This is a genomic window from Gemmatimonas phototrophica, from assembly GCF_000695095.2.
In the GTDB taxonomy this organism is placed as follows: domain Bacteria; phylum Gemmatimonadota; class Gemmatimonadetes; order Gemmatimonadales; family Gemmatimonadaceae; genus Gemmatimonas; species Gemmatimonas phototrophica.
This window is the reverse complement of sequence record NZ_CP011454.1, coordinates 4,037,353-4,050,474: the sequence shown is the minus strand read 5'-3', so window position 1 is coordinate 4,050,474 and position 13,122 is coordinate 4,037,353. Positions and strand designations below refer to the sequence as shown.

Below are 13,122 nucleotides of genomic sequence, written 5' to 3'. Positions count from 1 at the left end.
TCGCAGGAATCACCATGCCTCGTCTGCTCCCCGATCTCACCCCCGTCACCACCCAGTTCGACCGCGCAGTGGACGCGGAGGCGCAACACCAGCCACTCCCCCACGTTGTCCCGGTCACCGAACGTGATTTGGCCCATTTGCCGGCCCCGGTGGCCCGATACCTCCGACGCGCCGGAGTCGTGGGGCGCCCCCGGGTGCACAACTTCGTGGTGGAGATGGACGCCGAGCTGAGTCGCGGACCCGGGCAGCCATGGATGCACACGCCGGTGCTGCAGGTGAGCTTCGTGGACCACCCCGCGCGACTGTTCCTGCTGCGGACCACCATGCATGGGTTGCCGGTAAGCGGACTGCACAGCTATTCCGACGAAGGGGCCAGTATGCATATCCGGCTCCTGAGTCTGCTGCACCTGGTTGATGCGGACGGGGATGCGTTTGCCCGCGCCGAAACCGTCACGGTGCTCAACGATTTCTGCGTTCTGGCGCCGGCCGTACTGATCGATGAACGGTTCGTATGGCATCCCATCAATGCCCACGAAGCGCGGGTGACGTTCCACAATGGTGCGCGAGTGGTCTCGGCGAGCCTCCGCTTCAACGACGACGGGGATCTGATCGACTTCTCGTCAGATGATCGTCACGCGTTGCCGGGGGACGGCGATGTCTGGACCACGCCGCTGCGCGCCTATCACGAGTTCGGCGTCGCCCGCCTGGCCAGCGAAGGCGACGCGGTGTGGCACTACACCGACAGGCCGGCGTGGACGTACGGCAAGTTCCACATCCGTTCCGTACGCTACAACGTGCCGGCGCCGGAGTTGCCGCACGCCAAGGCGCTGGCGGAGGGGCACGCCACGTCGTAGGGTAGGGCATGTGGCAACCTACCCTCCTCGGCACCCACGTCGCGCTGCGCCCGTTGCGCCCCGACGATTTCGAGACGCTCTATGCGACGGCCAGCGATCCGCTCATCTGGGCGCAACATCCGGAGTCTACGCGTTGGCAGCGTGACGTCTTTACCCGCTTCTTTGATGGCGCCCTCGCCAGTGAGGGCGCTCTGCTGGTGAGTGATGCGCACACGGGACATGTGATCGGCAGTTCGCGCTGGTACGAATGGAACCCGGCCGCGCGTGAGGTGGCCATTGGCTACACGTTCCTCGCCCGATCCCATTGGGGCGGCAGCGTGAACGGCGAGCTCAAGCAGCTCATGCTGCAGCACGCGTTCCAGTATGCCCAGCGCATCTGGTTTCACGTCGGCACAGAAAACATCCGCTCGCAACGTGCGCTCAGGAAAATCGGAGCCCACTACAGCCACACCACGCTGCAGGATGCAGCGCGAGGTGGACGCGATTGTGCGTACTTCGTCATCGATACTTCGGCGGCGTAAGCGCGCGTTGCGGCGTGTCGTTTCGACTCGGCGCCCGCGACTTCCAACCATTCCCGACAACCTGATGTCCAACCGGCGTTCCCTCGCATCTCGTCACTTTCTTCGCGAGCTCGCCGATGTTGCTGGTCCCGCTGCTTCTTCAGATCGCCGCTGCGCCGCTGCCGCAGTCACTCACGGGTGAGCCCCACGGCTATCCCACAAGTGCGCCGTCGGTCGTCACTGGTAAGGCGGCCCCCGGCCCCGTGTTTGCGCCGCGCGCGCCAAAAATTGACGGGCGTGATGATGACGAGATCTGGCAGACGGTAGACCCCATTACGCGCTTTCGGCAGTTCGACCCGACTGAGGATGGCGAGCCTACCTTTCGGACCGAAGCGCGCATTGCCTATGACACGCGCAACCTCTACGTCCTGGTGCGCAACTACGACCCGCGCCCGGACAGCATTCTGGCGGTGTTGCAGCGGCGTGACGGCATGTCGCTCTCCGATGACGTGGTGATCGGCATCGATTCCTACAACGACAAGCGCACCGGGTACATGTTTCGCCTCTCGGCCGCCGGGACCATGGCCGATGGCTATGTCTTCAACGACGGTGAGGAAGACTGGGGGTGGAACGCGGTCTGGGAGGGTTCGTCACGCGTTGATTCGCTGGGATGGATTGCCGAATTTCGCGTGCCGCTCAGTCAGTTGCGCTATGTCCCACGCGGTGACAACACCTTCGGCATTCTGGTCATGCGCCGCGTGGCACGCACCGGGGAACGCACGGCTTACCCGCTCTTTCGGCGTTCGCGCACCGGGCATGTGAGTCAGTGGGCTGCCACCTCCGGCTTCAGTGCGCTGCCCGCGCCACGCCGCATGGAAATCATGCCGTACACGGTGGGGCGCTACGGCGCGAGTCCGCGTGGCGACGGTACGCCACGCAATGCCGCCAAGGCACAGGCGGGGGCCGATGTCAAACTGGGGCTCACGTCCAACGTCACGCTCGATGCGGCAGTCAATCCGGACTTCGGGCAGGTGGAGGCCGATCCCGGCGTGCTCAACTTGAGTGCCTTTGAGCAGTTCTTCGCCGAACGGCGTCCGTTCTTTCTCGAGGGGAGCGGCATCTTTCGCTACGATATCGACTGCAACGATGGCAGCTGCACCGGGTTGTTCTATTCACGTCGTATTGGTCGGACGCCGCAACTGCGGGGGCGCTACGGCGACGCAGCCTCTCCGCTACAGTCGCAGATCGTCGGGGCAGCCAAGGTCACGGGGCGTCTCAAGAACGGTCTGTCCATCGGGGTCATTGATGCGGTGACCAATCGCGAGCAGGGCACGCTGCAGCGCACGATTGAGCCGCAAACCAACTATGCTGTGGTGCGCCTGCAGCAGGATCTGGCCGGCGGCAACAGCGGCGTGGGTTTCATGCTCACCAACACGGCGCGACAGACTGACCAATGGACGCGCGATGTGCTGCGCAATACTGCGTGGACCGGTGGGCTCGATGCCCGACACCGCTTTGCCGGCAATCGCTGGCAGCTGAGTGGACAGTTGGCCGGATCTCGCGTTGGGGGCACAGCGGCCGCCATTGCCGCAACGCAACGGTCGCTGGTGCACCTGTACCAACGTGGCGACGCGGAGCATCTATCGTACGACAGCACGCGCACCACGATGTCCGGATGGATGGCGCAGGGGTCGCTCAACAAGCAGGGCGGCGGAATCACGCGCATGAACGTCAGTACCTGGTATATCGCGCCGGGTTTTGAGATCAACGATGTGGGGTTCCGGACCCGCAGCGATGAAATGGGCGCCTCCGCCTGGATGGGGATTCGTCCGGTTAAGCCCATTGGCATCTTCCGTCAGGGGCAGCTCAACCTGAACGGCTGGGGCTTTGCCAACACCTCGGGCATGCTGCTGGGGAACGGCGGCAATGTGAACGGCTGGGGTGAACTCAAGAGCTTCTGGAGTGTCAACGCCGGCGTGGGCGTGAACAACGTGGTGCGTTCGTTCTCCGACCGTGACGCCCGCGGAGGGCCGGCGCTGTTCGTGCCGCAACGCCTCAATACGTGGGCCGGGATAAGTGGCGATCGCCGTCGCAGCGTGTCGCCGCAGATCAATGCGTTCGCTGGGCGTCGCTTTGATGGTCTGGGGAGCAACTGGCAGGTGGGTGGCGGCGCGCAGCTGCGAGTGGGGTCGCAGTTCAACGGCAGCGTGAACCTCTCCTACAGCCGCAACATCGATGACCAGCAGTGGTACGGCAACTTCGTTGATGCCGGCGTGCCGGCGTACACCTTTGCCCGTCTCTACCAATCCACCAGCTCCGTCACCATGCGGCTCAACTACACGGTGACTCCCACCTTGAGTGTGGAGAGTTATGTGCAGCCGTTCGTGAGCACCGGACGGTACACCGACTGGCGCGCCATCGACAACGGCGCCGCCGAGGATCGCGACGAACGCTTCCGCCCCTATACCGCACGCGGTACGCCCGCCGGTTTCCGTTTTGGGCAGTTGCGCACCAACAATGTGGTACGCTGGGAGTACCGCCCCGGCTCCGTCCTGTTCTTCGTGTGGGCACAAGGACGAGACGCCTACGACGGAAACGCCGAGCGCTTCGACGTCACGCGCGGGTACAGTGATGTGTTCTCCCGTCGTCCCGAAAACGTGTTCCTGATCAAGGCGAGCTACTGGCTGGGCCGGTGATACGCTCGTGCCGCCCGCACGGTACATTCGGGCATGTCACGACACCACTGGTCTGCGCTCGCCCTGCTGGTCAGCTCCCTCGGCGTGCCCCTGCTGCAACCGCGGCGCCCCATCTTCACGCCGCTCCAGCCGGAGCTGTTCACGGCCGGGGCCACCCTCACCAACGCGGCCGCCGATTACGATAGCGACGGCGATGCCGACCTGTTCGTGGGCTTCAACGGCCTGCCCAACCGGCTGTATCGCAACACCGGGGGACAGTTCGAGGAAGTTGGGGCCGCCGTTGGTCTGGCCAGTACTCGCCCCACCCGCGCGGCCGCGTGGGGCGACCTCGATGCCGACGGTGATCCGGATCTCGTGGTGGGGTTCGCGCCCGGTGCCGGATCGGTGCTGGTGGTGTATCGCAACGACGGCGGCCGCTTTGCCGATGTGACCAGCTCGTTCGGCGTGGCGCAGGACTCCGGGGCCGTCCGGCAGCTCTCCATGATCGACGTTGATGGCGACGACGATCTCGATCTGTTTGTCGCGTTCCGTGACCGCCCCAACGCGCTCTTCGAGCAGCAGGCAAACGGGCAGTTTGCCAATGTGGCGGCGGCTCGCGGTCTGGCCGACCCCCGCCGTTCGGTAGGCGCCGTCTGGTTCGATTACGAACAGGATGGCGACCTCGATGTGTACGTGGGCAACATGGATGGTGATGCCAACGGCCTGTATCGCAACGTGAACGGCCAGTTCACCGATGTCGCCGAACAGACTGGCGCGGCCTGGGCTGGACGCACCCCACGTGAACCCACCAATGGCACCGTTCGCCCCTGCGCCGCCGATGTGAATGGTGACGGACGGCTCGATCTCTTCGGGGCCAACTACGGCCGCAACGGCCTGCTCTTGGCACGCGCCGACGGCACCTTCGAAGACGTATCGGCCGCTTGGCGAGTGAATACCGAGGCCAAGTTCGATGCCTGCGCCTTTGCCGATATTGATCACGATGGACGGCTCGACCTGTACGTAAACGGGACGGTGACCGGCGGCGTGAGCTACCGCGACTATCTGTTGCGCAATACCGGAACCGGCTTTGACGATGTCACCCCGGCGTCACTGGCGTCGCTCGGCGCCGATCATGGCGTGCAGTGGCTGGATGTGAATGCTGACGGTGCGCTGGATCTGGCACTCACCGGAACGGCCGAGCGAGGGCTGCACGGGGTGTGGATGCATGCTCCCGAGAAGGCTGACGCTGGCCGTTCCTTGCAGGTGGCCGTGGTGAATGCCAATGGGCGGGCGCTGCGGGCCGGGGCTGAGGTGCAGCTGTATGTCGCGGGAAGCCGCCGGCTGCTGGGAATGCGCCTGGTGGACAGTGGATCGGGATACGATGCGCAAAGTGAGCTCCCGGTGCATTTCGGCATTCCGGCGGGGCTGCCGCGCGGCGGGCGGCTGGATGTCGCGGTCGTTTGGCCGGCCGGCGGGCGACGCGATACCACGTGGGTGCGGAACGTGCGCGCGTCGGACTACGCCGGAAAATCGCTCGTGGTGCGGAGCGCGCGGCCGAACGCCACGACCGCGCCGAGCCCTGACGTTCCGCGCATTGCCATCATGTCGGCGTTCGACGCCGAATGGCAGGCGCTCCGGGCGGCAACGGATATTACCGGCTCACGGGTGGTGAACAACCGCACGTACTATTTCGGCCGTCTGGCAGGCCATGATGTGGTGTTGCTGCTGAGTGGATTCAGCATGGTGAACGCCGCGATGACCACACAGGCCCTGCTCGATCGTATTCCGGTGAAAGCCATTGTGTTCAGCGGGATTGCCGGCGGCGTGAACCCAGGGCTCAACGTGGGAGACGTGACGGTGCCCGCGCAGTGGGGCAATTATCAGGAGCAGGTATTTGCCCGCGAAACAGCGCAGGGCTTTGAGCCGGCAAGGCGGACGACCGACTTTGGCGGGTATGGCATGATGTTCCCGCAGGGGACATCGGTCACGGTCGCAGGCGCGCCGCCCGATTCACTGGTGCGCCAGTTCTGGTTCCAGGCCGATTCCACGTCACTGGCCATTGCCCGCACAGTCGCGTCACAGGTGACACTCTCCCGCTGTACCAGTGGCGGCACTTGTCTCGCGCATGCGCCGCGCATTGTGGTGGGTGGCAACGGAGTGAGTGGGCCCACCTTCGTGGATAATGCGGCCTATCGGGAGTGGGTCTGGAAGACTTTCCGTGCCGATGCGCTGGACATGGAAACATCGGCCGTCGCACTCGTTGCGCAGGAGAATGCTGTTCCGTATATCGCGTTCCGCTCGTTGTCCGATCTCGCCGGTGGGAATGGGGACCGCAACGAAGCGCGGACGTTCGGTGTCCTCGCCTCCGCCAATTCGGCCGCTGTGGTCATGGCGTTTCTCAAGGCGCTGCCGCCCACGGCCTTTCCGCCGAGTCGTCGTCGGTGAGACGGTACTTCGAATTTGATCGGCACGACGCTACGTGGCGTACGGAAGTCACCGCCGGTATCGCCACGTTCTTCACGATGGCCTACATCATCGTGGTCAACCCGGCCATCCTGGAAGCCGCCGGGCTGCCGCGCGGCGCCTCCATCACCGCCACCATTTTGTCGGCGGCCTTTGGCACGCTGATCATGGGCGTGTACGCAAAGCGCCCCTTTGCCATTGCACCCTACATGGGCGAAAACGCGTTCATTGTGTTCACGGTAGTGAAGGGCCTTGGGTTCCCGTGGCAGACGGCACTGGGAGCCATCTTTCTGGCCGGGCTGTTGTTTACCGTGCTCACCGTGTTCGGCGTGCGCAGTTGGTTGGCCAACGGTATTCCTGTGGTGCTCAAACACAGCTTTACCGTTGGCATTGGGCTATTTCTCACGTTCATCGGACTCAACGCCGTTGGTATGGTGCAGCTGGGCGTGCCGGGGTCACCCGTTGCCCTTGGCGCCCTCAACGCTCCCAGCACGGTGCTCGCCATCTCGGGATTCACGCTGACGGCCGTGCTGCTGGTGCGCCGTACGACGGGGGCGTTGCTCATCGGGATTGCCGTCACGGCGGTCTTGTCGTTCGCGACCGGCGTAACGCCACTTCCCAGCGGTGTCGTCAGCATGCCGCCGTCGCTCGAGCCGTTGTTTGCTCAGCTGGATATTCGCGGCGCACTCACCCTCAAAGCGCTCCCCGTGGTGGTCATTGTCTTTGTGATGGCCTTTGTCGATACCATCGGCACACTGATTGGCCTGGGCGCACGGGCGGGGTTGCTCGACGCCAACGGCAACTTGCCGGATATGGAGAAGCCCATGCTCGCCGACGCCGTGGTGAACATGGTGGCTCCGGTGCTTGGGACCACCACGTGTGGTGCCTTCATTGAGTCCGCCGTGGGTATTGAAGAGGGAGGTCGCACGGGGGTAACCGCCGTGGTCGTGGCGCTGCTGTTTCTCTCGGCGCTCGGCTTTGCACCGCTGCTCACGGCCATTCCTGCCCATGCCACGGGGGTGGCCATTGTGGCGTTGGGCGCGCTGATGCTCAGTGGCATGAGCACTCTTCCCGTGAAGGATCACACCGAGTGGATTCCCGCCTTTCTCACCATTGTGCTGATGAGCTTCACCTTCAACATCGGGGTGGGCATGACCGCGGGATTGGTGAGCTATCCCGTGCTCAAGCTGTTCACGGGGCGAGTGAAGGAAGTCTCGGTACCCATGTGGTGGTTGGCGGCACTCTCGCTGCTGTTTTATGCGGTGTATCCCTATCACTGAGGAGCGAATGCTCACGTCCCGTGGTGGGCGCCTGTATCGGGCGCTGCTTGGAGGCGTGCTGCTGCTGGCGCCCCTGCACCTCGAAGGGCAGGGCACCAGTCGCGCCGACTCTACCCCCGATGTGCGGGCCATTGTGGCGGCCCGTGCGCGTTCCAACGCGGCCATTGCCCGTCACGACACCGTGGGTATTGCGCGGGAGATGATGCCCGATGTCACCGTGGTGTCCTCAACCAGTTCCATGGGCATGGGGATGTCGATCAACGTGTCGCGCATGGCGGCGCAGTTCGCGCGCCGTCCCGATACCAAGTGGGTGCGTACGCCGGAGCGCATCGCTGTCTTTGACGCATGGGGCGTGGCGTCAGAACGAGGGCAGTGGGTGGGCACGTGGACCGAACCCGACGGACCGGTGGTCATTCGCGGCAGCTACGAGGCGCAGTGGCGCCAGATCGATGGCCTGTGGCGCATTCAGGGCGAACTCTTTGTGCCGCTGCGCTGCGAAGGTGGGGCGTATTGCCGCGCGCGTCCCTGACGGGGTAGTTTCGCCGGTATGACTTCACACCCACTCCAGCATTTCGCCGAACGCTACACGGCCGCCTGGTGCAGCCAGCAGCCGTCGCAGGTGGCGGAGTTCTTCGCGCCCGATGGTGTACTCACCATCAATGGAGGGACGCCAAGCATTGGACGCGACGCCATTACCGCTTCAGCCGCGGCGTTCATGACGGCCTTCCCGGACCTGGTCGTGCTGCTCGATGCGTTGCACGATCACGACGGTCGCGTGTGCTACGACTGGACGCTGATTGGCACGAACACGGGACCGGGTGGTACCGGGCGCGCGGTACGCATTACGGGGCGTGAGGCCTGGCGCATGCATGCGCAGGGCACGATTGCCGATTCCGTGGGTTCCTTTGACGTGGCGGAATACGAGCGGCAGCTTCACGGACGCTAAGACCACTCGCGCTTAGGCGTTCACCAGTCGCTGAATCGCCGCGAGCCCGTCGTTGCCAATGTCCAGACTGTGTTCGTTGACGTACAGCGCAATGTGCTGTGCGCACACCTCGGCCGACATCTCCTGGGCATGCTCGCGGACATACGCGCGACTCGCCTCCGGATGGTCGAAGGCGTATTGCACCGATGCCCTGATGGCGCGCTCGGCTTCCGCACGAACCGGCGCGGCCAGCTCCGCGCGGGCGCAGATGCCCGCCAACGGCACCGGCAACTGCGTGGTCTGCTCCCACCAGTCGCCCAGATCGATGGCCTTGTGCAGGCCGTGCTCAGCGTAGGTAAAACGGCTCTCGTGAATGATGAGCCCGGCGTCCACCTCGCCATCGGCAACCGCCCGCAGAATCCGATCGTAGCGCAATTCCACCACCTCGCCTAGCGTCGGGGCGGCCAGTCGCAACAACCGGTAGGCGGTGGTTTCACGCCCCGGTATGGCTAGGCGGCCGCTGACGGCGAGGTCGAAGCTCACTGGCGTGCGTGTAACAACCAAGGGTCCCACGCCGTTGCCCAGGGCGGCGCCACTGCGCAGCAGCGAATACCGATCGCCAACAGCGGCGAAGGCTCCCACACTGAGTTTCGTGAGATCGAACGCGCCATCATGTGCCCGCCGATTGAGCTCTTCGATATCGAGCAGCACCGGACGAATGGTGAGTGACGTATCCACCAGGCCATGCGTGAGCGCATGAAAGGCAAAGGTATCGTTGGGGCACGGCGAATAGCCGAAAGTCAGCTCACGCACGATGGAACGCCTCCTGCAGCGCCTTCACGAGCATGGGCGTGGCCGACGTGATGGCGTGGAAGGCCGTCTGAAAGTGCCAGCGCGCACGATCCGGTTCTTCGATTTCGTTGGAGATGGCGCGTACCTCAATAGCCGGAATGTTGGCTCGCTGGGCGGCGCGCAACACACCGAATCCCTCCATGGCCTCAACATCGCACGCACTGGTGCCGCCGACGTGTCCGCTGGTGCCAATGGGGTGCGTAACGGCGCCGGGGAACTGGCGCTGCAGCGCCTCCACGAGGACAGGGTTGGTCGCAATGGAAGCGGTCGCCCAGGCGGCCGGCAGATCGGCCAGGTCGCAATACAGCGCGTCGCTCCCAATCACGAGCGTGCCGGGGGCGAGGTTCGCACTGCGACGCGCACCGGCAATACCCACCTGAACTACCACGTCGGGGCGGTGCTCAGCAATGGCGAGTGCAGCCGAAACCGCGGCCTCCACGGGACCTACCCCGCACAACGCGGCGAGCCATCCCTGAGGCGGGGCCAGTTCACGATCCGTAGCTGCCAGAACCAGAATACGAGGGGCGGGATCCATGTGTGAAGTGTAAAGCGCGACACCCCTCGCTGGCAGGATGAGATTGATGGCGTGATTGGCTGTCCTGCGCCCTCCGGGCCGGGTATCTTGTGCCACTATCCGCCACTGTGTGCCCCGCATTTCCCCAAGCCATGCCCAAGAGCGTTCTGACCTCCCAGCGTGTCCTCGTGACGGGAGGCGCCGGGTTCCTCGGTTCACATTTATGTGACCGTCTGCTGGATGCCGGGCACGAAGTGCTGTGCGTGGACAACTTCTACACCGGGACGCGCCCCAACGTCGAGCACCTGCTCGCCAATCCGCGTTTTGAGCTCATGCGGCACGACGTCACCATGCCGCTGGTGGTGGAGGTCGATCGCATCTTCAACCTGGCCTGCCCGGCGTCGCCGGTGCATTACCAGAAGGACCCCGTGCAAACCACGCGCACCAGTGTGCACGGGGCCATCAACATGCTCGATCTCGCACAACGTCGCGGCGCCCGCATTCTGCAGGCGTCCACGTCGGAAGTATACGGCGATCCCATCGTGCACCCGCAGGCTGAAGAGTACTGGGGCAATGTGAATCCGGTGGGGATCCGCTCCTGCTACGACGAGGGCAAGCGCTGCGCCGAAACGCTCTTCTTCGACTATCGTCGCCAGTATCAGCTGCCCATCAAGGTCGCGCGCATCTTCAATACGTACGGCCCGCGCATGCACCCCAACGATGGGCGTGTCGTGTCCAACTTCGTGGTGCAGGCACTGCGTGGCGAAGCGATCACCATTCAGGGTGATGGCTCACAGACGCGCTCCTTCTGCTTTGTGAGCGACCTGATTGACGGGTTGCTGCGGCTCATGGACACCACCGATGACGTGACCGGTCCGATCAACATCGGCAACCCGACCGAGAGCACTATTCGTGAACTGGCCGAGCTGGTGCTCGAGCTCACCGGTTCACGCTCCACGATCACGTATCGACCGCTCCCGGAAGACGACCCGCGACAGCGCTGCCCGGATATCACCAAAGCCAGGCAGCTTCTGGGGTGGACGCCCACGGTGTCGTTGCACGACGGTTTGCGGCACACCATTCGCTATTTTGCCGAGTTGCTGGAGCAGCCGGTGCCTCCCGCCGTCCGCGACGTGCGCTAGCCCAGGCGTTCGTGTCCTGAACGCTCCTGCGTGTCCCGCGGTTAGCCAATCCGTGTTGTCAGTCCCATTCCCCCAATCCGTGGCGTGGCCATGCTGCCTCTTAACGGCACGGTGGACTGCGGCCTTACTAATCAGGGCGACGCGACCGATCCGTCGAGCGTCAGTGATGTGCGCGGATGACGCGACGGCTGCCACGGCTGGGTCACGATAGCCCAGGACGCGCCGGCGGCGCTGACCATGTAGAACAGCAACCGCAACGGGACGGTCGCCAGCGCAAAGGGCACGCCGCGCACCTGCGCGAACCAGCGGAACAAGGCGGCGTTGCCTAGCAGCACGAGGGCCAGCGCCGCCAGGCCGAGCGTGAGCAGCGCTCCGGAGTGCGAGATCATCGCAGCGGAGAAGAGCACGAGGCATAACGCCATGAGCACCGTCAGCAGCTGTTCGCGCCGGTTGGTATTCAGCGGACCGGCGTGCAGGGCCGTGCGCCGTTCGAGCAATAGGTGCATCCACGGAATAGCCCGATCGCGGAGATCGGTACGCAACATACCCCGGAGCGTCCAGCGCTTGAGATGCGTACCAAGCAGCGTCGGGTCGAGCAGAATGCGTTCGCCGGCATCATGCAGCCGATAGCCGAGGTCGATGTCTTCAATTTGCGGACGGGGAAAGCGTGCGGCATCGAATCCGCTCACCGCCATGAACGCGTCACGACGAACGGCACCACACCCCGCCCAGAACGTCTGTGACGCTCCCGCGTGCGCGAGGTGCACCCGTCGGTGCAGCAGGTTGCGGTACTGTGACACAAGGCCACTGGCCGACGGCTGATCGTCATAGCTGCCGAAGACGGCGCCGAGGGTCGGGTCGCGCTGAAAATGGGCCACGACCATGGGTAGGACGTCGGGATGCACCACCACGTCCGCATCGACAAACAGGAGAATGGCACCGCGGGCCACGCGTGCCCCCATGTTGCGCGCATGGGCCGGTCCCCGCGGGCCGTCGTCTACGCGGACCACCCGGTCGGCCACGAGCGCTGCGGTGGCTCCGGTATCGTCGAGGCTGCCATCGTCGGCCACGATGAACTCCCACTGCTCGCGAGGCAGTGGGCTGGCCAGCAATCCAGCCATGCTTTCACGCAACTGACCGGCGCACCGATAAGCCGGCATCACGACGGATACCAGCGGCAGGGCAGCCGTCACAGGTGGTGGTTCGATAAGGCGTGGGGTCGCAGGCAGGGCACGCAGCAGGGGTCGTCTACGGAACGGACTGGAAACTGGAACTTGGGGAAGCTATCCTCGGGAGCGTCCACTGTGCATGGGGCAGCCATGATTGGCGTCGCCGCCATTGGCCCGTTCCTCGGCGTCTCGCCACCTCGATATCCGATATGGCACGACCGCGCCGCCAGACAACTGCTCCTCAGAGCGCTTCCGTGGAACGCCCCGAGACCGGGCGCGGCACGACGACTGCCGCAACACCCACGTGGTTTGCCACGTGGTGGCCCATGGTGCTGGTGGGGATGGTCATGCTGGTGCACGCGGTCGCGCTGGTGCCGGAGCTGGCCACCGATGTGCCTACCCGCAACGACAGCATGTTTCATCTGCTGATGGTGCGTGGGGCCAGCGACGCGCTGGCTGCCGGGAGCAATCCGCTGGATTTCTGGATTCCGCAGCTGGAGCTCGGCTTTCCGCAGTTCCTGTATTACCAGCACCTGCCGCACCTGTTGCTCGCGCTTGTTCATCGCGCCTGCTTTGGCATTGTGTCTGTTGAGACCCTGTTCCATGGCTTCCGCTACCTGCTGCTGGTAGGGATGCCGCTCACCGTGCTCTGGTCCATGCGCCGCATGGGCTTTTCGCTGGTGGCGAGTGCTATTGGCGGGGCCGCCTCCATGCTGTTCGTGGCCGACAATCGCATGGGGCTTGAGTA

The 13,122-nt window shown here is 64.5% G+C and carries 11 protein-coding genes; 8 read left to right on the top strand and 3 right to left on the bottom strand.

Annotated features, from left to right (window positions below; translation table 11 throughout):
* Positions 1-14 precede the first annotated feature (14 nt).
* The 7 genes from GEMMAAP_RS17075 to GEMMAAP_RS17040 all read left to right on the top strand — a co-directional run bounded on the left by GEMMAAP_RS17075 (position 15) and on the right by GEMMAAP_RS17040 (position 8,718).
* Entirely contained in the window at positions 15-854 is an 840-nt protein-coding gene (locus GEMMAAP_RS17075; protein WP_053333581.1) for a DUF6544 family protein, read from the top strand.
* Between the two features lie 8 nt (positions 855-862).
* The gene (locus GEMMAAP_RS17070) at positions 863-1,375 is read left to right on the top strand and encodes a GNAT family N-acetyltransferase (RefSeq protein WP_026848244.1); all 513 of its coding nucleotides are present in this window, start codon (positions 863-865) and stop codon (positions 1,373-1,375) included.
* A 116-nt stretch (positions 1,376-1,491) separates the two neighbouring features.
* Positions 1,492-4,050: a DUF5916 domain-containing protein gene (locus GEMMAAP_RS17065; RefSeq protein ID WP_026848245.1), complete on the top strand. Its 2,559-nt coding sequence runs from the start codon at positions 1,492-1,494 to the stop codon at positions 4,048-4,050.
* 33 nt (positions 4,051-4,083) lie between these two features.
* Positions 4,084-6,474 (top strand): FG-GAP-like repeat-containing protein, encoded by a 2,391-nt coding sequence (locus GEMMAAP_RS20105; protein WP_082821435.1) that lies wholly within the window; start codon positions 4,084-4,086, stop codon positions 6,472-6,474.
* The gene (locus tag GEMMAAP_RS17050; protein ID WP_026848246.1) at positions 6,471-7,772 is read left to right on the top strand and encodes an NCS2 family permease; all 1,302 of its coding nucleotides are present in this window, start codon (positions 6,471-6,473) and stop codon (positions 7,770-7,772) included. The genes GEMMAAP_RS20105 and GEMMAAP_RS17050 overlap by 4 nt, the downstream gene beginning before the upstream one ends.
* 7 nt (positions 7,773-7,779) lie before the next feature.
* Entirely contained in the window at positions 7,780-8,301 is a 522-nt protein-coding gene (locus tag GEMMAAP_RS17045) for a nuclear transport factor 2 family protein (protein WP_053333582.1), read from the top strand.
* Positions 8,302-8,319: 18 nt separating this feature from the next.
* The gene (locus tag GEMMAAP_RS17040; protein WP_026848247.1) at positions 8,320-8,718 is read left to right on the top strand and encodes an SgcJ/EcaC family oxidoreductase; all 399 of its coding nucleotides are present in this window, start codon (positions 8,320-8,322) and stop codon (positions 8,716-8,718) included.
* Positions 8,719-8,730: 12 nt separating this feature from the next.
* On the opposite strand, the gene GEMMAAP_RS17035 is transcribed toward GEMMAAP_RS17040, so the two are convergent.
* Both GEMMAAP_RS17035 and GEMMAAP_RS17030 read right to left on the bottom strand, forming a co-directional pair.
* Positions 8,731-9,510: a 1,4-dihydroxy-6-naphtoate synthase gene (locus tag GEMMAAP_RS17035; protein ID WP_043579630.1), complete on the bottom strand. Its 780-nt coding sequence runs from the start codon at positions 9,508-9,510 to the stop codon at positions 8,731-8,733.
* Positions 9,503-10,084, bottom strand: coding sequence for a phosphorylase family protein (locus tag GEMMAAP_RS17030; RefSeq protein ID WP_026848248.1), 582 nt, complete (start codon positions 10,082-10,084; stop codon positions 9,503-9,505). The genes GEMMAAP_RS17035 and GEMMAAP_RS17030 overlap by 8 nt, the downstream gene beginning before the upstream one ends.
* A gap of 146 nt (positions 10,085-10,230) precedes the next feature.
* On the opposite strand from GEMMAAP_RS17030, the gene GEMMAAP_RS17025 reads away from it, so the two are divergent.
* Entirely contained in the window at positions 10,231-11,205 is a 975-nt protein-coding gene (locus GEMMAAP_RS17025) for a UDP-glucuronic acid decarboxylase family protein (protein ID WP_053333792.1), read from the top strand.
* A 131-nt stretch (positions 11,206-11,336) separates the two neighbouring features.
* On the opposite strand, the gene GEMMAAP_RS17020 is transcribed toward GEMMAAP_RS17025, so the two are convergent.
* On the bottom strand, positions 11,337-12,398 hold the full coding sequence (locus tag GEMMAAP_RS17020; protein WP_053333583.1) for a glycosyltransferase family 2 protein: 1,062 nt from the start codon (positions 12,396-12,398) through the stop codon (positions 11,337-11,339).
* Positions 12,399-13,122 lie beyond the last annotated feature (724 nt).